Source organism: Nocardiopsis valliformis DSM 45023 (genome assembly GCF_000340985.1).
GTDB lineage: Bacteria > Actinomycetota > Actinomycetes > Streptosporangiales > Streptosporangiaceae > Nocardiopsis > Nocardiopsis exhalans.
Map to the genome: position 1 here is coordinate 1 of NZ_ANAZ01000046.1, position 22,257 is coordinate 22,257.

General features: G+C 70.8%; 23 protein-coding genes and 1 pseudogene. 9 read left to right on the forward strand and 15 right to left on the reverse strand.

What is annotated here, in order from left to right; translation table 11 throughout:
• Positions 1 to 308 precede the first annotated feature (308 nt).
• From D457_RS0128485 to D457_RS37755, 3 genes and pseudogenes are all read right to left on the reverse strand, one after another.
• A complete protein-coding gene (locus D457_RS0128485; RefSeq protein WP_017584077.1) occupies positions 309 to 1,448 on the reverse strand; it encodes a methyltransferase domain-containing protein in 1,140 nt (379 codons plus the stop codon).
• Positions 1,445 to 1,588: a hypothetical protein gene (locus D457_RS36285; RefSeq protein ID WP_017584078.1), complete on the reverse strand. Its 144-nt coding sequence runs from the start codon at positions 1,586 to 1,588 to the stop codon at positions 1,445 to 1,447. Before D457_RS36285 ends, D457_RS0128485 begins: the two co-directional genes overlap by 4 nt.
• A gap of 257 nt (positions 1,589 to 1,845) precedes the next feature.
• Positions 1,846 to 1,992, reverse strand: a pseudogene (locus tag D457_RS37755) (DUF6879 family protein); the annotation flags it as partial.
• A gap of 2 nt (positions 1,993 to 1,994) precedes the next feature.
• On the opposite strand from D457_RS37755, the gene D457_RS0128495 reads away from it, so the two are divergent.
• A complete protein-coding gene (locus D457_RS0128495) occupies positions 1,995 to 2,792 on the forward strand; it encodes an SAM-dependent methyltransferase (protein WP_017584079.1) in 798 nt (265 codons plus the stop codon).
• 15 nt (positions 2,793 to 2,807) lie between these two features.
• On the opposite strand, the gene D457_RS0128500 is transcribed toward D457_RS0128495, so the two are convergent.
• Complete coding sequence (locus D457_RS0128500) at positions 2,808 to 3,749, reverse strand: aldo/keto reductase (RefSeq protein ID WP_017584080.1); 942 nt, start codon at positions 3,747 to 3,749, stop codon at positions 2,808 to 2,810.
• Positions 3,750 to 3,865: 116 nt separating this feature from the next.
• On the opposite strand from D457_RS0128500, the gene D457_RS0128505 reads away from it, so the two are divergent.
• A complete protein-coding gene (locus D457_RS0128505) occupies positions 3,866 to 4,147 on the forward strand; it encodes a SelT/SelW/SelH family protein (RefSeq protein ID WP_017584081.1) in 282 nt (93 codons plus the stop codon).
• A gap of 16 nt (positions 4,148 to 4,163) precedes the next feature.
• On the opposite strand, the gene D457_RS0128510 is transcribed toward D457_RS0128505, so the two are convergent.
• The gene (locus D457_RS0128510; RefSeq protein ID WP_017584082.1) at positions 4,164 to 4,928 is read right to left on the reverse strand and encodes an enoyl-CoA hydratase/isomerase family protein; all 765 of its coding nucleotides are present in this window, start codon (positions 4,926 to 4,928) and stop codon (positions 4,164 to 4,166) included.
• 161 nt (positions 4,929 to 5,089) lie between these two features.
• Here D457_RS0128510 and D457_RS0128515 point away from each other — a divergent pair, with 161 nt between their 5' ends.
• Positions 5,090 to 5,431, forward strand: a complete 342-nt coding sequence (locus D457_RS0128515) for a UBP-type zinc finger domain-containing protein (protein ID WP_026117124.1) — start codon at positions 5,090 to 5,092, stop codon at positions 5,429 to 5,431.
• A gap of 705 nt (positions 5,432 to 6,136) precedes the next feature.
• On the forward strand, positions 6,137 to 7,378 hold the full coding sequence (locus tag D457_RS0128520; RefSeq protein WP_017584084.1) for a cytochrome P450: 1,242 nt from the start codon (positions 6,137 to 6,139) through the stop codon (positions 7,376 to 7,378).
• Between the two features lie 11 nt (positions 7,379 to 7,389).
• Here D457_RS0128520 and D457_RS0128525 read toward each other — a convergent pair whose 3' ends face one another.
• The 8 genes from D457_RS0128525 to D457_RS0128560 all read right to left on the reverse strand — a co-directional run bounded on the left by D457_RS0128525 (position 7,390) and on the right by D457_RS0128560 (position 14,651).
• Positions 7,390 to 8,706 (reverse strand): cytochrome P450, encoded by a 1,317-nt coding sequence (locus D457_RS0128525; RefSeq protein WP_017584085.1) that lies wholly within the window; start codon positions 8,704 to 8,706, stop codon positions 7,390 to 7,392.
• Complete coding sequence (locus D457_RS0128530) at positions 8,703 to 9,371, reverse strand: GTP-binding protein (RefSeq protein ID WP_017584086.1); 669 nt, start codon at positions 9,369 to 9,371, stop codon at positions 8,703 to 8,705. The genes D457_RS0128525 and D457_RS0128530 overlap by 4 nt, the downstream gene beginning before the upstream one ends.
• A complete protein-coding gene (locus D457_RS0128535) occupies positions 9,352 to 9,783 on the reverse strand; it encodes a DUF742 domain-containing protein (RefSeq protein ID WP_017584087.1) in 432 nt (143 codons plus the stop codon). Before D457_RS0128535 ends, D457_RS0128530 begins: the two co-directional genes overlap by 20 nt.
• The gene (locus D457_RS0128540; RefSeq protein ID WP_017584088.1) at positions 9,780 to 10,199 is read right to left on the reverse strand and encodes a roadblock/LC7 domain-containing protein; all 420 of its coding nucleotides are present in this window, start codon (positions 10,197 to 10,199) and stop codon (positions 9,780 to 9,782) included. The genes D457_RS0128535 and D457_RS0128540 overlap by 4 nt, the downstream gene beginning before the upstream one ends.
• A 97-nt stretch (positions 10,200 to 10,296) precedes the next feature.
• The gene (locus D457_RS33660) at positions 10,297 to 12,243 is read right to left on the reverse strand and encodes a sensor histidine kinase (protein ID WP_039832002.1); all 1,947 of its coding nucleotides are present in this window, start codon (positions 12,241 to 12,243) and stop codon (positions 10,297 to 10,299) included.
• 370 nt (positions 12,244 to 12,613) lie between these two features.
• Positions 12,614 to 12,991 carry a hypothetical protein gene (locus tag D457_RS0128550; RefSeq protein ID WP_017584089.1) on the reverse strand — a complete coding sequence of 126 codons (378 nt, stop codon included), beginning with the start codon at positions 12,989 to 12,991 and terminating at the stop codon, positions 12,614 to 12,616.
• Entirely contained in the window at positions 12,988 to 14,076 is a 1,089-nt protein-coding gene (locus D457_RS0128555) for a serine hydrolase domain-containing protein (RefSeq protein WP_017584090.1), read from the reverse strand. Before D457_RS0128555 ends, D457_RS0128550 begins: the two co-directional genes overlap by 4 nt.
• A 29-nt stretch (positions 14,077 to 14,105) precedes the next feature.
• Positions 14,106 to 14,651 carry an ArsR/SmtB family transcription factor gene (locus D457_RS0128560; RefSeq protein ID WP_017584091.1) on the reverse strand — a complete coding sequence of 182 codons (546 nt, stop codon included), beginning with the start codon at positions 14,649 to 14,651 and terminating at the stop codon, positions 14,106 to 14,108.
• 207 nt (positions 14,652 to 14,858) lie between these two features.
• On the opposite strand from D457_RS0128560, the gene D457_RS33665 reads away from it, so the two are divergent.
• The 4 genes from D457_RS33665 (at position 14,859) to D457_RS37860 (ending at position 18,625) form a co-directional block, all read left to right on the forward strand.
• On the forward strand, positions 14,859 to 15,434 hold the full coding sequence (locus tag D457_RS33665) for a DUF7144 family membrane protein (protein WP_017584092.1): 576 nt from the start codon (positions 14,859 to 14,861) through the stop codon (positions 15,432 to 15,434).
• 173 nt (positions 15,435 to 15,607) lie between these two features.
• Positions 15,608 to 16,735 carry a hypothetical protein gene (locus tag D457_RS0128570; protein WP_017584093.1) on the forward strand — a complete coding sequence of 376 codons (1,128 nt, stop codon included), beginning with the start codon at positions 15,608 to 15,610 and terminating at the stop codon, positions 16,733 to 16,735.
• Positions 16,732 to 17,826, forward strand: coding sequence for a hypothetical protein (locus D457_RS0128575; RefSeq protein ID WP_017584094.1), 1,095 nt, complete (start codon positions 16,732 to 16,734; stop codon positions 17,824 to 17,826). The genes D457_RS0128570 and D457_RS0128575 overlap by 4 nt, the downstream gene beginning before the upstream one ends.
• Positions 17,827 to 17,848: 22 nt before the next feature.
• Positions 17,849 to 18,625: a class I SAM-dependent methyltransferase gene (locus tag D457_RS37860; protein ID WP_017584095.1), complete on the forward strand. Its 777-nt coding sequence runs from the start codon at positions 17,849 to 17,851 to the stop codon at positions 18,623 to 18,625.
• Positions 18,626 to 18,751: 126 nt separating this feature from the next.
• Here D457_RS37860 and D457_RS0128585 read toward each other — a convergent pair whose 3' ends face one another.
• Positions 18,752 to 19,198: a carboxymuconolactone decarboxylase family protein gene (locus tag D457_RS0128585; protein ID WP_017584096.1), complete on the reverse strand. Its 447-nt coding sequence runs from the start codon at positions 19,196 to 19,198 to the stop codon at positions 18,752 to 18,754.
• A 97-nt stretch (positions 19,199 to 19,295) separates the two neighbouring features.
• Between D457_RS0128585 and D457_RS0128590 the strand changes: the two genes are divergently transcribed.
• Positions 19,296 to 20,714, forward strand: a complete 1,419-nt coding sequence (locus D457_RS0128590; protein ID WP_020480263.1) for an MATE family efflux transporter — start codon at positions 19,296 to 19,298, stop codon at positions 20,712 to 20,714.
• Here the strand turns inward: D457_RS0128590 and D457_RS0128595 are convergent.
• Positions 20,689 to 22,161, reverse strand: coding sequence for an FAD-dependent monooxygenase (locus D457_RS0128595; RefSeq protein ID WP_017584097.1), 1,473 nt, complete (start codon positions 22,159 to 22,161; stop codon positions 20,689 to 20,691). The genes D457_RS0128590 and D457_RS0128595 overlap by 26 nt on opposite strands.
• Positions 22,162 to 22,257 lie beyond the last annotated feature (96 nt).

Genomic DNA, 22,257 nt, shown 5'->3' on the forward strand with positions numbered 1-22,257 from the left:
TACCGCGCCTCGGCCCGACCCACCACCGGCTCCTACTGGGTGGCCTCCTCCACCGGCCTGGCCGAAGTCCCCGACGCCGAAACCCTGGACCGCCTCTTCCCGTCACTGCTCGAACTCTGGTGATTCTGTCGGCCACCGCCGTGCCGCTGCCTTCTCCGTGAGACCGGACGGGCTCGGCACGGCCGGTGCCGTCAGAAGTCATCCCCGAACTGCTGCTTGACCCGCGCGAGCCCGGGGAACTCCGCGGAAACGGCGTCCATGTGGATCTCGTTGACAAGGCGCCCCGACCACAGCGATGGAGCCTGGGTTCAGGAAGTGGCGGCGACGGGGTTGGTTTCGCTGTCCAGCCAGATCAGTTGGCGCTCGGCCGACACAGTCAGACCGAACCGGGTGTGTTCGGGGCGGCTTTCCCGTCGCCACCACCGGTAGGCGGCCGCCAGCTCGGCGAACAGCTGTCGTGGGCCGTGTTGGCGGACCTCGTAACCGGACCCCTGGTGGTCCGGGGCCATGTGCCAGGACGCCCAGGAGGCCGTTTCGGGGTCAACCAAGTACACCGTGAACCGCTGCTCCTCGCCCTCCGCGAACTCCACCCGGTTCAGCACGCCGGGCATGCGCAGCCCGATGGCGAAGCTCGCGTCGAAGTCGCCGATCGGCTCATACGGATGCAGCTTCGTGCGCGTTCTCTCGAACCCTTGTTGCTCGGGGTGGACGTAGGTCTCGACGACCCGCCTGGGCACACGCTGGTGACGCACCCACATGAAGGCCACGCCACCGCCGAAGTGCCCGCACGCCGTGCCGTCCGGGCCGACCTGGAGGTCGGCCAGCACCCCGTTGTGGAAGGCATTGCCCCAGGGGGTGAGGATCTTCCCGCCCGGCCTGGTCTGGGCTACCCAGTGGTAGGGAACGCGTTGGACGGCGGCGGTGCTGATCACCCGATCGAAAGGGGCCCGGGCGGGCCAGCCCTGGGTGCCGTCCCCGGTGACGATCAGGGGTGTGAACCCGGCCGACATCAACCGGATCCGAGCCAGTTCTGCCAGCTCGACGTCGACCTCGATGCTGGTCACCTCACTGTCACCGAGCAGGTGAGACAGGAGGGCCGCGTTGTATCCGGTCCCGGTCCCGACCTCCAAGACCCGCATGCCGGGGAACACGTCCAGTCGGCGGAGCATGTCGGCCACGATCGAGGGTTGGCAGGCTGAGCTGGTCGGGTACCCCGGGCCGTCCGCGGCGCCGTCGTCGAGTTGGGTGATGACCGGGATGTCGTCGTAGGCCAGCGTGAACCAACGATCCTCCTCCCTCGCTCGGTCCACGGTGGCCCCGTCCGGGTCGGTGAACCGGTCGGGGAGGAAGCGGTGCCGTTCGACCTGTTCGAACGCGGTCCGCCAGTGCTGGGGCAGGTCGCCCGCCTGCACAAGGAAGGCGACCAGCTTCTCGTGTGGAGGGATCACTGCTTGTCGTCCCTCTCGTGCTTGCCTCCGCCGGACCCGCCGTCGTCGGGTGTGGGCGGAGAGACGGGTCGGTCGGGCTTGTGTCCGTCTGCGGTGGAGTTGTCGTCGTGCTTGCCGTACAAGATGGCGGTGATGAACACGGGCGCTCCAGAGGTGGGGGGCGTCGCTTCTGTTCGCAGAGCCAGATGAGGGAGCGGTCAGAGCGAGTGAAAGCGGAATGCGCGACTATACGGGAGGAACCGGTGATGGTCGGGCACGGGTGGATAGATGCTAATACGCCTGCCTGTTCTCCGCCCAGGGAATCGATCGCGCGCAGGATCAGGGCGCGGGCCTCCGGCCCGTAGCTGGCGCTCTGCCCGCACAGGTCGAAGGCCCGGACGTACTGCTCGACCGCCGGGTGGTGGCGGGGGAGCCAGCGGATGTCCTCCCCGGCCTCGTCATTGAACCGGGTGGCGGCGCGCTCCCAGCGGATGTAGCCGCTCAGCGGTTCGCTGACCACGCGGACCCGCGCCCTATTCTGGGCGCGGACCACAACGAGAGGCACACATGTCGTACACCCCCCACGACGCCCTGAACACCGCCGAACCGCACTCGGCCCGCATCTACAACTACTGGTTGGGCGGCAAGGACAACTACCCGGCGGACCGCGCCATGGGTGACCAGATCCTGTCGGTACTGCCGATGATCGGTGAGATGGCCGTGCAGAACCGGGCCTTCCTCCAGCGCGCGGTGCGGTACCTGGTCGAGGAGCAGGGAATCCGCCAATTCCTGGACATCGGCACCGGGCTGCCCACCGCGGACAACACCCACGAGGTGGCCCAGCGGGCGGCCCCGGACGCGCGGATCGTGTACGTCGACAACGACCCGCTGGTCCTGGCGCACGCCCGGGCCCTGCTGACCAGCACCACCGAGGGGCACACCGCCTACGTGGACGCGGACCTGCGGGACCCGGCCGTCATCCTGCGCGCGGCCGCCGAGCACCTGGACCTCTCCCGGCCGGTCGGCCTCGTCCTCCTCGGCCTGCTCTTCCACATCCCCGACGAGTCGGTCTACGACATCGTCAGGGAGCTGGTGGCGGCCCTGCCCGCCGGCAGCCACGTGGTGATCACGCACTCCACCAACGCCGCCACCGGTGAGGCCATGGAGGAGGCTGTGCGCCAGTGGAACGAGGCCTCCCCCGTGCCCATCGTCCTGCGCTCCCTCGAGGAGATCGAGCGGTTCTTCGAGGGCCTGGAGCTGGTGGAGCCCGGTCTGGTGTCGATCCCGATGTGGCGCCCCGCCCCCGCGGAGGTCGGCGAGCCGCAGTTCATGGACGAGTTCGGCGCGGTCGCCCGCAAGCCCTGAGTTCGGAGTCCGGGCTCAGGGCAGACGGTGGCCCGCCGCTCGGAACAGTTCGTACCACTCGGGGCGGGTCAGCGGCAGGTCCGAGCCCTGGGCCGCCCCGGTCACCCGTTCGGGGGTGGTGGTGCCGAGGACGACCTGCATGCGGGCCGGGTGCCGGGTGATCCACGCGGTGGCGACGGCGATCGGCGGCACACCGTACTTGTCGGCGATCCGGTCGATGGCGGCGTTGAGCTCCGGGTACTTGGCCGAGCCGAGGAAGACCCCGTCGAAGAAACCGGCCTGCAAAGGCGACCACGCCTGGACGGTGATGTCGTGGAGTCGGCAGTAGTCCACGACCCCGCCACCGTCGAGCGTCACCGACCCCGGCTCGTCGACCATGTTCGACGCCAGCCCCTGGGCGATGATCGGCGCGTGGGAGATCGACAGCTGCAACTGGTTGACCACGATCGGCTGGCGCACGTGGCGGCGGAGCAGGTCGATCTGGCGGGGCGTGTGGTTGGACACCCCGAACGCGCGCACCTTGCCCGCGGCCTCCAGGTCGTCGAAGGCCCGCGCCACCTCCTCGGGTTCGACGAGCGCGTCCGGCCGGTGCAGGAGCAGCAGGTCGACGTAGTCGGTGTCCAGCGCCCGCAGCGAACCCTCGACCGACGCGACGATGTGCTCGTAGGAGTGGTCGAAGTAGGGCCCCTCCGGGCCGGTGACGATACCGGTCTTGGTCTGGAGGGTGACGGCGTCCCGTTCGGCGGGGGCGAAGCGCATCGCCTCGGCGAAGCGTCGCTCGCACTGGTGTGTGGTGCCGCCGTAGATGTCGGCGTGGTCGAAGAAGTCCACACCGGCGTCCCGGGCGGTGCGCACCAGGGCACGGATCTCGTCGTCGCTCATGTCCGCGATGCGCATGAGGCCGAGCACCACGTTCGGGGCCGCGATGTCCGTTCCGGGCAGGTTGAACGTCTGCACAGTGGAGGTTCCTTTCAGAGGTCGCGCTCACGCTAGGGCGCACCGGACACGAAGTCCACCGGGGCGCGCACCGGCGCCGTACCCGTGCCCGGCATACTGGGGGCGTGTCTGCACAGGTGAGAACCCCACGGCTGGAAATCGAGTACTGCACGCGCTGCAAGTGGCTGCCGCGCGCGACCTGGATGGCGCAGGAGCTGCTCACCACCTTCGAGGCCGAACTCGGCGAGGTGGCGCTGGTCCCCGGCACCGGCGGTGTGTTCGAGGTGCGGGTGGACGGCGAGGTCGTCTGGTCCCGTAAGAGCGACGCCGCGTTCACCGACGCCGCCGACATCAAGAAGTTGGTCCGGGACCGGATCGCCCCGGACCGTCCTCTCGGCCACTCCGACCGCCGCCCCTGAACCCGGCCTCGCGGGGTCACTCCCCCGTGAACGTGGGCCTGGTGCGGTTGAGGGAGGCGGTGACCCCGGCCTCGTTGTCCTTCGTGCCGAGCAGCTTGGTCTGTTCGATGATCTCCCGGTCCAGGGCCGCGGGCAGTTCGGCGAGCAGGTCGGCGCGCATGGTGGCCTTCATCGAGCGCACCGCCAGCGGGGCGGACAGGGCGATGCGGTGCGCCTGGCGCACCGCCTCCTCGCGCAGGTGGGGCTCGTCCACCAGCAGGTCGGCCAGGCCGATGTCGTGCGCCTCGGTGCCGGTGACACGGCGGGCCGTGTAGAGCATGTCGGCGGCCTTCTGCTGCCCTACGATCCGGGGCAGTGAGGCGCTCAGACCGAAGCCCTGGTGCAGGCCCAGCAGGCCGAAGTTGGCGTGGAATCGGGACGAGGGGGCGGCCACCCGGAAGTCGGCCGCGCAGGCCAGGCCGAGCCCGCCGCCGACGGCCGCGCCCTGGACGGCGGCGATCACCGGGACCGGCAGCGAGAACAGCCGCAGCCCCTGACCGTAGATGGCGCTGAGGGTGCGGACCGGGGTGTCGCCCACCCCACCGGAGGCGAAGTCCACCCCGGCGCAGAAGTTCTTGCCCTCCGAGCAGAGCACGAGGACACGGGTTCCCCCGGCTGCGAGCTCCTCGGCGGTGTCCGCCAGCTCGGTGAGGACGTCAAGGTCGAAGTGGTTGTTCGGCGGGCGGTGGATCTCCAGCACACCGACGTGACCGTCGACGCGTACGGACAGCTCCTCGCTCATGGGAGTGCCTTCCAAATTGTCTGCCAGGGTGGTCGGTGCGACCGGCGACGAGGTTACCGGGCGGTCACCACGGACGTGTGCACCGGGCGCCGCAAGAGCCGCGCGTCGGCCCCGGGCGTGGTTCACTCCCCGCTGCCGATCCGGTGGGTAGCGTGCTGTCCATGAGCGACGAGATCGACCCGACCGCCCCGCCCAGCGGGGACGGCTGCCAGGAGTGCCTCGCGGGCGACGGCTGGTGGGTGCACCTGCGCCGGTGCGCGGCCTGCGGACACGTGGGCTGCTGCGATTCCTCGCCCGCCCAGCACGGCAGCCGCCACTTCGAGTCCACCGGCCACCCGATCATCCAGAGCTTCGAGCCGGGCGAGAAGTGGTTCTACGACTTCCGAACCAAACAGGTCGGCCAGGGCCCCGAACTGGCGGCGCCGACCTCACACCCCCAGGACCAGCCGGTTCCCGCACCCGCCGACCGGGTCCCGGCCAACTGGAGGGAACTCATCCACTGACCACGGTTGCGTGAGCATCGGCCGGTCGTCACAGGTGGGGCGGTCATCGTCTGTGAGCCGTGATCACCGTTCGGCGGGCAGCGGCGGTGCGGCCCGCAGTGACGAAGGCGATGACTCCTTCCGACTCGGGGAGCGCGGCATCGGCGGTGGTGGAGGCCGGGGGCGGGGTCGGCCGGTGCGAGGGGTGCGGGGGTGAGCGTGTCCGTCTGGGTGCCCGGGGCGGTTTTGGGTCCCCTTCCTCCCGGTGATCTTGCTACCAGGAGCAAGTTCGGCGCCGAACTTGCTCCTGGTAGCAAGATCACCGGGGATTTGGTGGTTTGGGAAGCAACGGACACCCCTAGACGCGGGGTTAAGGACACCACACCCCTGCCGAGCCGGATTCCCCAGGACCGCCCCGAGCTGAGCATCCGGCACTCGACTGCTGGCCCCGAACACACGGCCGCCACACCTCCGACACGCGGGCGCGGGCGGGCACCGGCATCACCCGCCGCCCCTCCGACACGCGGGCACGGACAGGCACGGGCCCCATCCGTCACACTCTCGGTCGGCCGAATCCCAGGACTACGGACGGCGTCTCGGAGGCGGCAAAGCCGGACGTATCACGCTTTCGGCCTGGATACGGCCCCGCAGAGCGCCCGAAGCTGGTCTGCGGCCGCACGCCTACCTACTGTGGTTCCTCGGTCAACCACCAGGAGCGTGATCGCTGTGACCCGCACCGGCAAGGCCCCGGACCTGATCTCCCCCGAGTTCGCCGCCGACCCCTACCGCGCCTACTCCCTGCTCCGCGAACACTCCCCGCTGCTCTGGCACGAGCCCACCTCCAGCTACGTCCTCTCCCGGTACGAGGACGTGCGGCGGGTCTTCCAGGACCGGGAGGGCGCCTTCTCCACGGACAACTACGGATGGCAGCTGGAACCGGTCCACGGGCGGACCATCCTCCAGCTCGACGGGCGCGACCACTCGACCCGCCGGGCCCTGGTCGCGCCCGCCTTCCGCGGCCGGGAACTCCAGGAGCGCTTCCTGCCCGTGATCGAGCGCAACAGCCGCGCCCTGATCGACGGCTTCCGCCTCCGGGGCCGGGTCGAACTGGTCTCGGAGTACGCGACCCGGTTCCCGATCAACGTCATCGTGGACATGCTCGGCCTGGACCAGAGCGACCACGACCGCTTCCACGACTGGTACAGCGCGATCATCGCCTTCCTCGGCAACCTCAGCCAGGACCCCGACGTGGCCGCCGCCGGGCTGCGCACCCGGGACGAGTTCGCGGACTACCTGCTGCCGATCATCGCCGAGCGCCGGGAGAACCCCGCAGGCGACCTGCTCTCCAAGCTCTGCCAGGCCGAGGTCGACGGCACCCGGATGACCGACGAGGAGGTCAAGGCCTTCTGCAGCCTCCTGCTGGCCGCCGGCGGTGAGACCACGGACAAGGCCCTGGCCAGCCTGTTCGCCAACCTGATCACGCACCCCGACCAGCTCGCGGCGGTCCGGGAGGACCGCTCCCTGATCACCCGCGCCTTCGCCGAGTCGCTGCGGCTGACCCCGCCGGTGCAGATGATCATGCGCCAGGCCGCCCGGGACGTGGAGATCGGCGGCGGCACGGTGCCCGCCGGGGCCACCGTCACCTGCCTGATCGGAGCGGCCAACCGCGACCCCGACCGCTTCCACGCACCGGAGGTCTTCGACCTGTACCGCTCGGAGCTTTCGGAGACCACGTCGTTCTCCGCCGCCGCCGAACACCTCTCCTTCGCCCTGGGACGGCACTTCTGCGTGGGGGCGCTGCTGGCCGAGGCCGAGGTGCGGGTGGCGGTGAACGACCTGCTCGACGCCATGCCCGACCTGAAGCTGGCCGAGGGCGCCGAGCTGGTCGAACAGGGCCTGTTCACCCGCGGACTGCGCGAGCTGCCGTTGGAGTTCTCCCCGGTCCCGCGACCGCGCGGAGCCCGCTAGCCGAACCCGCGCTAACCCAGCCGCCGCCCCTGGCCGATACCGCGCCCCTGACCGACGATGGGACTGAACCGGGCGGGGAGTTCGTACAGTCCGCGCATCCACACCGACGGCCGCCACCGCAACCGGTCCGAGGGGACCGCCATCCGCACGTCCGGCAGCCGGTCGAGGAGGGTCTCCACGGCGGTGCGGGCGATCACCTCCGCTGTCTCGGGCGCGGGGAACGGACAGCCGTGTTCCCCGTGCCCGAACGACATCTGCGCCCGGTTGGTCCCGTAGATGCCCAGGTCACCGGTGTTGAGCCGAGGGTCGCAGTTGGCCGCGGCCAGTCCCAGCACCAACAGGTCGCCCCGCTTGATGTGGCGCCCGCCCAACTCACAGGCCTGCACCGCCCACCGGCCGATGAAGTTCTGGGTGGGGGTGTTCTTCCACAGCACCTCGTTGAGCGCCTCGCCGGAGCTGCTGCGGCCGCCCTGCAGGGTGAGGGAGAAGTCGTCGTCCATCAGCATGAGCCGCAGCGTGTTGCCGATCCAGTTGCCAGTGGGCGCCTGGGCCGCCGACATGATCACCAGCAGGTCAATGACCACCTCGTCGTCGGTGAGCCCGGCCGGGTGCAGGAGCAGCCGGGAGGGGACGTCGTCGCGCGGGTGGGACCGCCGCTCACTGACGATCCGTCGCATCCGCTCCTGGACCCGCTGGTGGGCCGCGCCCGCATCGGCGGTGACGTCCAGGGAGATGAGGATGTCCCGGACCATGTCGGGGACCTCCTGCGCGGGCAGGCCGTACAGTCGGGCGATCACCCCCGCCGGGATGTGGTGGGCGTACTGGCTGACCAGGTCGGCCTCGCCGTCCCCGGCGAACTGGTCGATGAGGCCGTCGGCGACCTGCTGGCACAGCACGCGCAGGTCGGCTCGGTCCGTGGCGTCGAGGGCGTCGCCGATCGCCCCGGCCCGCCGCTGGTGTTCGGCGCCCTCGGCGAACATCACCGAGGGGGTCCACATCACGTACGGCATGAGCGGCCAGTCGTCGTCGATGTGGTCCCACATGTTCCAGCGGCGGCAGTCCCGGGCAAACCACTCGGGGCGGCCGGTGACGTGGTGCAGTTCCCGGTAGCCGAGCACGAACCACGCGGGGATGTCGCCGTCCAGGAGGATGGGGGCGACCGGGCCGAAGCGGCGGCGCATCTCCTCGTACAGCGACACCGGATCCCGGGCGATGTCGGGCCCGTAGAAGCGCATGGCGTGCTGGTGCTCGGGTGACAGGGGCACGGGCCCCCGGGCCGGGGGGACGGCCTCCCCCTGCACCCCGGGGGCTCCCACGGTGTTGTTCACAATGACCTCTCCGGTGCGGACGTGGGCGGACGGTACCTGGCCAGGTGGTGGACGAGGGCGATGAGCACGTCGCGGCTGGACTCGCGGCGGCGGGCGTCGCACTCCAGCAGGGGGACGTCGTCGGACAGGTCCAGGGCGGTGCGCACCTCGTCCAGGTTCGGCCCCGGGGCGAACCGGTTGACCGCGACGATGAACGGGGTGCGGTGGTGTTCGAGGCGGTCGATGGCGTACCAGGACTCCTCCACCCGGGCGGTGTCCACCAGGACGACCGCGCCGAGGCTGCCGGTGAAGAGCTGCTCCCACAGGAACCAGAAGCGCTTCTGACCGGGGGCGCCGAAGAGGTAGAGGACCCGGGTGGCGTCCACGGTGATCCGGCCGAAGTCGAACGCGGCCGTGGTGGTGCGCTTGTCCCGGACCGCGCTGAGGTCGTCGACCCCGGCACTGGCCTGCGTCATGACTTCCTCGGTGCTCAACGGGCGCATCTCGCTGACCGAACCGACCATGGTCGTCTTCCCCACACCGAAGCCGCCGACGATGACGATCTTGAGCGCGTTGCTCGCGGTGCTGGCGAGGGGCAGCCGTCCGGTGGCCGTGGCTGCCGTCTGTGCCGGGACTTCGGAGGTTGGGACTCCGGAGGCGGGGGCTTCAGAGGCGTTGGAGGGCAAGGAGAACCTGCTTCAGGGTGTCGGGGTCGTGCCGTGGCCCGGTCTGGGGGGAAGAGGGCCGGGAGGGGGCGGGTACCGGGTGCCGGGCGGTCACCGCCCCGGTGTCCAGCAGGTCGACGAGGAGGATGCGTACGACGCTCACCGGGAGCCCTAGCTCCGCGGAGATCTCCACCACGGCGACGGGTCGGCGGCACAGCCGGAGGATGGCGGCGTGCTCGGACTGCATGTCGGGCGCCGGTTCGGACTCGGCGACGACGAGGGCGACGGCGTCCAGGGCGGGGTCGTCGGCGTCACCGCGCCCCCCGGTGACCGTGTACAGCCGGTCCGGTGCCTCCGTCTTGAGGGAGTCGCCGCCGCGGGGGTCGCAGGGGTGGGTACCGGGGCCGCCGCTGGGGAGGGGGTCCGTGTTCATCGGGACGGGTCCACCTCGTAGGGCCTTCGGCGGGGCCCGGCTGTCAGGTGCACCCCGATCTGCTCGACCAGTTCGTTCATATGGTGGGCGACCACACCGACATCGGCCTCGTAACCGGCGATGACGGCCAGGTGCGCGCCCTCTCCCGCACCGACGATGAGCAGGAGCCCGCCGCCGTACTCCAGCATCGCCTGACCCGATCCGGTCGCGTCGCCGAACTCCGCGGAGGCGCTGAGGGAAAGGCTCTGGATCCCGGCGGAGATCGCGGCGAGCTGGTCGGCCCGGTCCATGTCCAGCTCCCGGGTGTGGCACATCTTGAGCCCGTCCCGGGACAGCACCAGGACGTGTCGGATGCCCGGTGTGCGGTGCCGTAGGTTCTCCAACAGCCAGTCGAGGCCGGCGTCCGTGGTCGTCATCGATCGTTCGGGCGTGCGAATCCGGCCGTTCAGGGCCGGGCGCAAACGCCCTGCTCCTTCCTGATGGTGGTGGAGGCCATGCTCAACGCCGGTCCTCTCAGGTGGTGTCCGGGCCGTCCCCCTCGGGTGCGCCGTCGGCGTCACCGGCGTCACGGAAGGCGGCGAACCGGGTGGGGACCTCGTTCCGCGCCCGGGGGTCGAAGGAACGGCGCCGGGTCGGGAAGAGTTGTTCGGGGTTCTCCCGGACCGCTTCGGCCAGGGTGTGCCCGCGACGGCGCTGGGGCAGGTTGACCGGCTGGGCGGGCCGCTCCGCGTCGCTGGCGGCGGGGGCGGGGGCGGGGGCGGGGCGGGCGGCGTCGCGCCGGGCCAGGGGCGGACGGCCGGCGCCCTTCTCCGTCGGCTCCTGCTCGGCCGGACCCTGGTTGGTCGAAGCGGGTGCGGCCGGACCCTGGTTAGTCGGAGCCTGGAGCGGCGGGTTCGGTCCGCTGTGGGCGTCCGCGACCGGAGGCGCGCTGGTCGTCGACACCTGGGGCTGGGGTCCGGTCTGGGGTGCGGGCCGGGGCGTGCCGTTGGGCGGTGTGTGGGCCGTCGGCACCCTTCGCGCCGGGGTGCCTTCCACCGGATTCGCGGGCGTGCTGACCGCGGGCGCGCTGACCGCGGGCGCGCTGACCGGGGGCGCGCTGACCGGGGGCGGGGCGTCGGCGAGCGGACGGCGTTCGGGGACACGTGGTTCGGTGATGAGGTTGGGCGGGATGAGCACGACCACCCCGATCCCGCCCCGGGCCGAGGGCCGGAAGCTCACCGTGAGGCCGTACTTGTCCGCCAGGCAGCCCACGACCGCCAGCCCCATCCGGGTGCCGGGGAGGGTGGCCAGGGTGCGGGGTTCGGCGATGAGGTTCTCGGCGATCCTGCGTTCCCGGTGACGCAGGCCCAGCCCGCTGTCCTCAACCGTGATGGTGACCCCGGTGTCCTCCTCCTGAACGTAGACGTGCACCTCGGTGCCGTTGGCGGAGAAGTTGGCGGCGTTGTCCATGAGCTCGGCAAGCGCCTGCATGACCCCCTCGGCCGCGTAGCCGACCACCGCCACCTTGCTGGTGTAGTGCAGGCGGACGCGGCGGAAGGCGGTGATCCGGCCCATAGCCCCGCGCAGGATGCTCTCCATGATGATGGGGCGGGTCCAGCGGCGCCCGGAGCGCCCCTGGGCGAGGACGACGAACGCGTCCGCGAGGCGGCCGGTGCGGGCGACGTTGTGGTCCACCGCCAGGAGGTCGTGGAAGATGTCGGGCCGGTCGCCGTACCGGTCCTCCAGGGTGCGCAGCTGGGCGAGCAGGGTGGTCAGGTGGGCCTGGATGCGCCCGCCGGAGTTGGCCGCCGAGACCAGCGCGGTGGCGCAGCGGCGCTCCCCGGCCAGGATCTCCTCCAGCACGCGTCGGCGCAGGTGGGCGACGGGCGGGTGGACGTTCTGGAACTCCTGGTTGAGTACCTCGACGGCGATGGTGCGGTCCTGACGCACCCGGTGCACGATCAGCGGCAGGGCGGCGTTCGCCAGATCGATGACCTCGTTCTCGATCTCCGTGCGCGCCGCCCGGTCCTCGGCGGAGCGCTGCTCGGCATCGGCGACCTGGGTGGCGACGGCGTGGGCGAGCCGGTCGACCGTGGGGTGGGTGGGGCGGGGGTGTGCGGAGAGCACGGTCTTCACCGGGCGCCCCTCACGGGCGGCGTGGGCGAGGGCGGGCAGGAGCGCGTCCACGACCCACCCCGCCTCCTCCTCCAGGGTCCGGGCGCCGCCGCTGACCCTGGTGCTGTGGGCGCGGGAGATACGCGCGACGGCCGCCTGGTAGACGGCGGTGGCCACGGCCGCGCACAGCAGCAGTCCGACCACACCGCCGACCAGGGCGATGACCGGGCGGGCGGACTCGGGGCTCTCGATCACCGTCCAGGACCAGGCCGGGGCGACCAGGGCGGAGGTGACCAGGAGAGCGACGAGTGCCTGTTGGCCGGGGCGCGGAAGAGGCCGTTTCCGGTCGGACAGGTGTACTGCCATGAATGGATTCCTCGCGGCGTTTCGTGCGGATGGAGGAGCCGTTTGACGCCTCCCCCGCCGTTTCACGGGCAGGGGAGAACACCCGGGCATCCCTGCGGCGGAATTTTCCGGGGCGGGTGGATTTTACGTTAGTCCACGCCCGAGAGAAACGGGTACTTTCTCGCAACGAAGGGATGCTGCCAGCACGAAAACCCGCGAAACACCTTAACCAAAGTCCGCTTTGGAATGATATTTAGCTATTGGCAGTTTTTGTCGAACGGGGTCATTAATGACCCTTTGCGGCTTTCGAAGTTGAGGGAAAGAGGGATCGACTCTTCGGACCACTGGGTGACCTCGAACAGCACTCTCACCGTGGCCGCCACAGCAGGACTCAGAGTGCAAAAAAGAGGACGAAGGCGACGGTCAGGGCCGAGGTGAACAGGGCCCAGCGCCTACGGCCGCGCGCGCCCTCGTCCGCCGCGCTCCGGGGCAGGCTGCGCCAGCGGGCCGCCCCGACAGCGAAGGTCACGGCGAGCACGGCGATGTTGACCCACCACAGGGCCGCCGGGATCACCAACCACTGGTTGAAGTACAGCGGGATCACGGTGAACAGGAGCACCAGGGCGCCTCTGCCGAACACACCCCAGCGGTCGGGGAAGGCGCGCGGCTTCTCGGCCTTGTGCCCGTCCCGAAGCAGCTCCCAGGACTGGAACGCCGCGAACAGGGTCAGCACCGCCCAGCTGAAGACGGGAAGCAACAGGTCGATCATGCCTCCTCCAGCAGAAGGTCGACGGCGGCCGAGTACGTGCCGGCGGGGGTGTCCGACAGGATGACCACGGCGCGCTCGCCCTCGCGATCCAGGGCCAGGATGGTGTAGAAACCGCCGGTGATGCCGTTGTGCCAGGTCACCTCGGTGCCATCGTGGTCGGTGACGTACCAGCCCAGCCCGACGCCATCTCCGGCCTCGTCCTCCCAGCGTGGTTCCATGGCCGCCGCTCCGGGGGCATCGCCGGTCAGCAGGGCCAGGGCGAGGAGCCCCATGTCCGCGCCGGTGGAGTACACCCCACCCGAGGGCGCCCAGACAGCGTTGGCCATGGGGGCGAACGGGCGGCCGTTGTTGGCGTGCCCGGTGGCGGCTTCCGGGGGCACGTCCTCGGGGGTGGCGGGGACGAGGCTGTCGGTCATGTCCAGGGGGTCCAGGATCCGCTCCCGGACGAGGGTGGGGTAGTCGGTACCGGCCGCGGCGGCCAGAGCCTGGCCGAGGGCGGCGGCGCCGAGGTTGGAGTAGGAGTGCTCGCCCCGGCCGGAGAGTTCGGCATCGGCGACCATCCCGACCAAGGTGTCGACGTCCTCGGCGGTGTAGGGCTGGCGGTTGCGCGTGTGGTTGACGGCCTGGGCGATCCGGTCCAGTGCTTTGGGCGGGTTGCCGGGCAGACCCGACTGATGACCGGACAGCTCCGCCAGGGTGACCGAGGCGGCGGGCGCCTCCCCCAGGTCCAGCAGGGAGCCGAGTTCGGTGTCCTCGGCGACCTCCCCGCGCTCGACGGCATCGGCCAGCAGCAGCCCGGTCAGGCTCTTGGAGACCGAACCGATCTCGTAGCGGGTGGTCTCGTCCGAGCCGAAGTAGGCGCCGCGGATCAGCCCGTCGTCGACCTCCACGACGGCGGCGGTGGCCCGCGGCCCCTCCTCCAGCAGGGGGCGGGCGCGTTCGGCCAGTTCGGCGTCGCCGGTGGTGTCCGGGGACAGCGTCGGGGGCTGCGGTCGCAGGACGAACCCGGCGGCCAGGACGGCAACGGCCGCAACGGCGGCGCTCACCCTAGCCGGTGTGCTGATGGCCCGTGTGCTGCTGGGCATGGTTTCCTCTCCTCGTCCCGTCCCTGAGCTCAGCCCTTCGCCGCGGTGAGCACCACCATCAGGGGGACCAGCCGTTCCGGGGGGATGACGTAGTGGCCGCGTCTGCGGTTGGCCAGCCAACCCGCCGCGACCAGCAGGTTGATGTGGTGGTAGATCTGACCGCTGGTGCCGAACTCCGCGCGTTCCTTGAGTTCGGCGACGGTGGCGGTGCCGGAGTGGACGGCCTGGAGGAGGCTGAGGCGGACGGGGTGGCCCAGGGCGTCGAGGTTCCCGGCCAGGGAGGACCAGTCAAGGCCCTCGATGTCGCCGACGGTCCTGCCGTACTGCCACTGGAGCGGTTCGCCGCCCTCGACGGGGACGACACCGGCATAGACCACCATGCCGTCCTCGGGGACGCGCTCCTTGAGCGCCTCCAAGGCGAAGAAGCGCTCTCCGTAGGCGGTCTCGGCAGCCTCGGCGGGGGCGGCGGCCGGCCGGGCCCGCTGTTCCAGTTCGGCGACCCGGGCCTCCAGGTCGGCGAGGCGTTCAGCGGTGGTTCGTTCAGGCTTTGGTTCTGACACGGAACCACGATACATGATTATACGTTCTTACGTAAAAACAGACATCTAATCGCCAGGGGGACACGAACGGGCTTTGCCGGATCCGGGTGAACCGCTGCCGTGCCCCTTACGTCATGTGCCTGATGATGAAGATGCGGCGTACGGATCCGCCTGCTCGTGACACCCGAGAGGTCACCCCTGTCAGACCTGTCGGTCTCCCGGGTGACCGGTAGAGGAGCACCCATGCAGACACAGCCCAACGGTTGGCAGTACTTCGTCTCAACGCTGCTCATCGTCACCGGCGCGATTAACGTGATCCAGGGCCTGGCGGCGATGTTCACCCCCGATTTCTACATCGCCAGCGAGACCCAGATGCTCGTCCTCGAATACGGCGCCTGGGGCGTCCTGCTCGGACTGTGGGGAGTGGTGCTGGTCGTCGCCGGTCTGGCGATCCTCTCCGGCAGCGCCTGGGCCCGTGCCTTCGCCATCGTCCTGGCCGCCATGAACGCCATCGCCCAGCTGGCCTTCCTCATCGCCATGCCGCTGTGGTCGGTGGTGGTCATCGCGATCGACGTCCTGGTCATCTACGGCCTCACCGCGGCTTGGCCCGCCGCGATCCGCGGTGAGGACCCCGAGAGCTCCCGGGAATCCAGCCACCGGTCGAGCTACCGCGCCGGCTACCAGGCCGCCCACGAGAAGCCCACCGCCGCGCCCCGTCCCACCGCATCCCCGGAACATGGATCCGCGCAGGGGCAGGGACCCGCGCAAGGCCGGGGTCAGGGCTCCGGTTCCGGGCAGCGCCAGCAGCCCACCAGCTGATCCCCGCCGGGCGACTTCGAGCGCCCCCACCCCGAGCCGACGGGGCGGGGGCGCTCGCGTGTCCGGCCCCGATGAACGGCGGGGCACCGGCCCGGGCCCGAGAGCTCTCGGCCCACCGACCCATGCCTGTGGACAACCGGCTCTGTGGGGAACAAAAGCTTAGGATCGGAAACATGCACACCCCCCAGAGCCCCCAGAGCATCCGTGTGTCCGCCTCCGTGATGTCCCACCCCTCCCGCTCCGACTCGGCCGGACGGGTCGCCGAACGCACCGGCCTCCCCCTGGCCGGGCTGGCCCTGGACCCCGAACCGGATGGCCCGCCCACCGCTCTGCGCAGCGCGACGGTGGCCTTCGGATCGGCCGCCCGATACGACACCACACACCACCTGGTCCTGCAGGACGACGCGCGACCGGCCGAGGGTTTCGCGCAGACCGTTCAGCGGTACCTGGGCGCCCACCCGGAGGCGGCGGTGTCCTTCTTCGTCGAGTGGGGTTCGCGCACCGCCACGCTGGCCCGCTGGGCGGTGTTCACCGGGGCCGGCGCTGTCCCGGTGGTCAACCCCTACGTGCCCACAGTGGCCCTGGCACTGCCCTCGGAGCTGTCCGTGGCACTGGGCCGCTTCCTGGCCGAGGAGGGGCGGACGGCCGAGCCCGACGACCGGGAGGTACTGCGGTTCGTCCGACGCGCCGGGGTGTCCGCGCTGGTCGCCGTGCCCAACCCGGTGGAGCACGGGGAGCTGCCCAGCCTGGTCGGCAACGCCGGGCACGGGGCACGGCTCTCGGTGTGCTTCGCCTCCGAAGCAGTGGCGGCCCCCGACACCTCGGTGCTGGAACCGCCCCGGCCGCTCCCCCACCTGAACTGGATCACCGGGGTACCCTCCCTGATCAACCTGGACAACGACGTACCCGAGGCACACCTGTCGCTGGCCTGGGGCCTGGCGTCCTGGGGCGCCGACGAGGCGGGGCTGGCCTCGGGGCTGACCGCCGCGCTGGCGGCCCGCACCGGAGCGGATTCGTTGCGGCCCCTGCTGCCGCAACCGCACCTGACCTCGGTGTGGCACACGGCGGTGGCCAACGGGGCCGTCCTGGAGGGCCGCTGGCCGGGGGTGGTCGGCGGGTTGCGCGCGCGGCTGGGCGAGCCCGTGGTGGAACGGGCGCTGGCCACGCTGGTGCCCGGCGCCCTGCGCACCCGCGTGGACGTCACGGCCCTGGAGGAGCACCGATCGGAGGTGGTCGGGCTGACCCTGGCCGCTCTGGAGTACGGGGCCGAACACTGCCCCGCCCCGAAGGAGGCCCTGTGAGCGCGAGCGTGCAGATCTCCTGCGCGGTGATGACCCACCCGCGCCGGGCCGAGGCCGCCCGCCGCCTGGCCGAGTCCCTGCCCGAACTCGCACCGGCGGTGGTCGTGGACCCCCACCCCGAGGGGCCGCCGTCCACCCTGCGCACCTCGCTGGCCGCCTGGGCCGCCGTGCCCGAGTGGGCCACCCACCACCTGGTGCTGCAGGACGACGCCGAACCCCGGCCGGGCCTGGTCGAGGCGCTCACCGCGCTGGTCGGCGCCCATCCGAAGGAACCGCTGACCCTATTCTGCGAGTGGGGGTCGGCGACCGCGACGATGGCCCGATGGGCGACCCTCGGCGGATACGGGCTGGCCGAGTGCGTGGACCAGTACGTGCCCACGGTCGGGATCCTGCTGCCCGCCGCCACAGCCCGCGAACTGGTGGCCGCCGTGAGCCCCGAGGGCCAGGAGGAGGAGCCCGACGACGAGGCTCTGGCCCGCTTCCTGGAGCGCACCGGACGCGCGGCGCTGGTCACCGTGCCCAACCTGGTGGAACACGACGGCGATCTCAGTCTGGTCGGCAACGGACACCGGATGGGGGTGCGCCGTTCGGTCCTGCTTCGGCGCAAGACCGACCCCCCGCCCGACACCCGCGTCCTGCGCGCCCCGCCCCTGGTGCCCTTCGTCAGCTGGCGCCGGGCACGCGCCTCGGCGGCCGTGTGGGACGCCGACCGGCGCAGACACTCCGGCCACCGCTCCCACATGCGCACGACCCTGGCCGAGACGGGTGTGCCCCACGCCGACCTGGTCCGGGAACTGGACGGCTGGCTGTCCAGCGCGCCCGGACGACGTCTGGAGGGGGCGCTCGGCTACGGACTGCTGCACGAACTGTGGCTGACCAGCACCGCAGTGGCCGCCTGGGCCCCGCTCCCGGAGGAGGCGCTCAGCGATGTCTCGCCCTCAGCGCGCAAAGCGATGGACACCCTGGCCCCCGGCGGCCTGCGCACGGTGGTACCCCAGATCCTGAACAGCCCCGGCACCAGCCAGGACCTGTCCGATCTCCTCTGGTCAGCCTTCGACTACGGCACCAGAACCCGCGCCGCCGCGGACTGACACCTAGCCTCCCGGAGAACCCTTGGACGCCTACGCCACGCTCGATCCGCTCCAGACCCGGATCGACACCCACCGCCGGTACAGCGAGCACCCCGACGACGTCGAGGCCGACACCGCCGACCACCTGGACCTGCCCGAGGGCGCCTCCCTGTTGGACGTGGGGTGCGGCACCGGCACCTTCTTCGACCTCCTGCGCGAGCGGGGGAACAAGGGGAGGTTCGTCGGGCTGGACAGCTCGGCCGCGGCCCTGGAGCGGATCAGCGAACGCGGTCAGGCCGGCCCGGTGCTGGCCGACGCCATGCACCTGCCCTTCCCCGACGCCTCCTTCGACGCCGTCACCGCCCGGCACATGCTCTACCACGTGCCCGATCCGGACCGGGCGCTGCGAGAGGCCCGGCGGGTGACCCGTCCGGGCGGGCGGGTGCTGGCCACCGTCAACCACGGCGCGGGGCTTCCGCGCCTGGTCGCCATGGTCAAGGAAGTGGTGGACGGGCTCGGGGTGGACGCCCCCGGCTACCGCGGGCTGGCCAGCAGCGAGGACCTGCCCGGGCGAATGCGGGAGGTGTTCGCAGACGTGTCCGTGACCCGGCGCGACAACGCCCTGGTCTTCGCCGAACCCGAGCCGGTGATCCGGTACGCGGTGTCCGTCCTGGCCCTGTACGGGCTGCCGCCGGGGGCCGAGGGGTACGCGGCGGCGGTGGCGGAGCTGGGCCACCGGACCAGGAGGTGGTTCGAGGAGAACCAGGGGCCGTGGCGCGACCCGAAGGGATACACCCTGTGCGTGTCCGAGCTCCGGTGAGCGCGGGTCCGGTCCAGCGGGATCCGACCGCCCGAACTCGGTCTTCCGCAGCCCTGTCTGCCGCAACCCAGCCCGCGCCGGTGACCGGTTCCGGCCACCGGCGCGGGGCCGGGCAGGAGCGTGTGGCTAGCGCTCCTTGGGGTGCAGCTGGCTGGTGACGGCGAGACGGTTGTAGAGGTTGATCATGGCGATGGCCGACATCAGCGCGGCCAGTTCCGTCTCATCGAAGTGCTCGGCTGCCTCCTCGTAGGCCATGTCGGACACCCCGGTACCGCCCAGCTCGGTCATCTCGTCGGTCAGGGCGAGGGCGGCCCGCTCGCGCTCGGTGAACCGGTCACCGGCCTCGTACCAGGTGGAGACCAGGAAGAGCCGCTGCTGGGACTCGCCCTCCTTCAGGGCCTTCTGGGTGTGCAGGTCCACGCAGAACGCGCAGCCGTTGAGCACGGAGGCTCGGAGTTTGATCAGTTCCAGCAGATGAACATCCAGGTGATCAGCGAGGATGAGGTCGATCTCGTCGAGCTTCTTGTAGACCTCCGGCAGCTTCTTCGCCCATACAACGCGCTTTTCGGCCATGAGAACCGTCCCCTCGTCATCGAACGCAGTGTCGGATCAGACACTACTGACCGCTCACCTCCGGCGGCACCCAACCCCCGAGGAGTCTTCCCTCCCTATGTCAGCCACCCCGGACCCCATCCAGACCTCCCGGACTCTCCGGATTCCGCAAGGCCCCGAAGATCCCCCCGAGCTTCCGAGGAGGCCGGGACTGATCGCCCGGCGGATCACGGGCAAGGCGCTGCCGCTGTACCTGTCCATGCTGTCCACCCTGATCGGCAGCGCGGTCACCGCCGCGGTCCTGGGCAACACCAGCACCGTGGAACTGGCCGCCTACGCGCTGGTGCTCGCCGTCTTCAACCCGATGATCATGGTCGTGCACGGCACCCTGCGCGGGTCGATGCCCTTCTTCGCCGAGAACGAGGACTCACCGCGGGCCCTGGCACCGGTGGTGCGCGACAGCCTGTGGATGGGCCTGTTCCTGGGGCTCGTGGGCGGGCTGCTGATCCTCGCTGTCCCGCTGGGTGCACGGCTCATCGGGGTGTCGGGGCCGATCGTGGCCGCGCTCGGCCTCTACCCCCTGTTCATGGCCGGGTACGTGGTGCTGGCCTCGCTCAAGAACGCCACCACGGTACTGATGGTGGCGCTGGGACACACCACGGCGGTGTTGGCGTTGTCCCTGACCGCTGTGGCGCTCAGCCTGCTGATGACCCCGGTCCTGGTCCTCGGCCTCGGCCCCTTCCCCCGGCTGGGGCTGCTCGGCGCGGGGGTGTCGATGCTCAGCATGAACGTGCTCACCCTGGGACTGAACTTCGCGTTGGTCAGACGCGTGACCGTTCTGCGCGGTCACCGGATCGGCTTCGGGCGGCCCCGCTGGTCGGGGATCGGGCGGATGGCCAGGGTAGGCGTCCCCACGGGGTCCACGCTGCTGATCAAGTCGGGGTCGCTGAGCGTCCTGGCGGTGGTGGTGGCTCGGATCGGTGCCGAGGAAGCGGCCGTACACCAGGTCGTGGTGGTGCTCCTGGGAATGTGCTTTATCTCCTTCGTCGCGGTGGGGCAGGCCACCGTGCCGTTGACCGTGCGGGCCGCCAGGGCGCGGTCCAGCTCTCTGGTCGTGCGCACGGTACTGGCGAGCTACCTGGTGTCGGTCCCGGTCGTACTGATCAGCGGAGCGCTGCTGTGGTGGGCCGCCGGGCCCCTGGTGTGGCTGTTCACCGACGACCCCCGGGTGCACGCGGGGGTCGTCGCGCTGGTGCCGCTGCTGTGCCTGGTGGGGTTGTTCGACGCCCTGCAGTCCGCGCCCAACTCGGGGATGCTCGCGCTCAAGGACACGCGGCCCGCGATGTACGCGTTCGCCTTCAGCTACGGGCTGTTGGTGGTGGTCTCGGTACCGGTCATGGAGCTGGGTGGTTTGAGCGCCCTGTGGGGCACCTACGCGGCCGCCACCGCGTCCCTGGTGCTGATTCAGTGGGTCTCGTTCGGCCGGATGTGCCGCAAGGTCGCTCCCCCGGTCACGGAGAACCCGTCCACTCGTTGAGAGCGGTGCGGACCTGGTCGGCGGAGGGGCGTTCACCGCTCCAGGCGGCGTAGCCGTCGGGACGCACCAGCAGGACGTCCGCACCCTCGGGCAGCTCACCCCGCACGTGCAGGGCGCGGACCCGGTCGGCCCAGGGTTTGGCGGCCTCGGCCAGATACCCGGCCTCGGTGGCGTCCAGCAGCGTGAACCGGGTGGGGTCGGCCACCTCGTGGAACCGGGTGCGTTCGCCTTCGCTCATCAGGGGAAGGTCGTCCACTCGCTGTCCCACCGAGACGGTGTCCGCCACCTGTACGGGGCGGTCGTAGCGCACACCGAGCCCGGACAGGAGCCTGCGCATCGTTCGGGAGACCTTGCTGAGCCCAAGCGCGGCGGGTGCCAGAAACGGGCGGACGGCCCGGATCGGAGCGGGGGCGACGGCGATGCGCAGTATGACGTCGGTGATACGCAAGGTAGCGCGGCCCACCGGGTGGCGTTCGGCCTCGTAGGTGTCGAGCAGCCAGGGCGGTGCCCAGCCCCGTTCCAGGGCGACGAGCTTCCATGCCAGGTTGGCGGCATCCTGGATCCCGGTGTTCATGCCCATGGCGCCCAACGGCGAGTGCACGTGCGCGGCGTCCCCGGCGAGCAGGACCCGGCCGACCCGGTAGTGGTCGGCCTGACGGCGTTCACTGAGAAAGCGTGTGGACCAGCGGGTCTCGGCCGCGGTCAACTGTCCGCCAGTAATGCGGTCCAGGGAGTCGTTGAGTTCGTCCAGACTGACCGGCTGGTCGAGCGGCACCCCCTGCCGGGTACGGTCCCAGACGGTGGCGCGGAACCAACCATCGCCGTAGGGCGGCAGCAGGGCGACGCCGTCGGTGCCGACGAACGGGTTGACCGCGCGGGGCAGATCCTGCTCAAGGCGCACGTCGGCGAGCATGATGTGCGTGTCGTAGCTGCGTCCGCTGAACCGCACCCCCAGCCGTTCACGGACGGTGCTGTGCGCGCCGTCGGTGCCGACCGCGTAGGAGCCGCGCTCGGTGTGCAGACCGCCGGCGGTACGGACGGTGAGGGTGACGCCGTCCTCGTGCTGGTCGATCCCGGTGACCTCGGCGCCGCGCTGGATCCTGACCCCCAGGCGCTCGGCACGGCGTTGAAGGAGGGATTCGGTGCGGGCCTGCTGGACGGTCAGCACGTACGGGAAACGACTCTCGGGGTGACGCAGGTCCAGGACCAGGTCCCTGGATCCGAGAGCGACTCGGACCTCGGGGATCTGGTAGCCCTGTCCGACGATCTCGTCGGCGAGACCGCGCATGTCGAACAGTTCCAGGGTGCGGGCGTGCAGGGCGAAGGCGCGGGTCAGGTTGGACTCCTCGGCGCGCTTCTCCAGCACGGTGACTTCGACCCCGGCCTCGGCCAGGTCTCCGGCGAGCATGAGGCCGGTGGGGCCGGCTCCGACAACGATGACGCTCATGGCGCTTCTCCTTGAGGAGGCATTCCGGTACTTTTAATACCGGTACTCGTAGTATCGATACTATGAGTACCGGAACTACTGTCAAGAGCCCCGGGA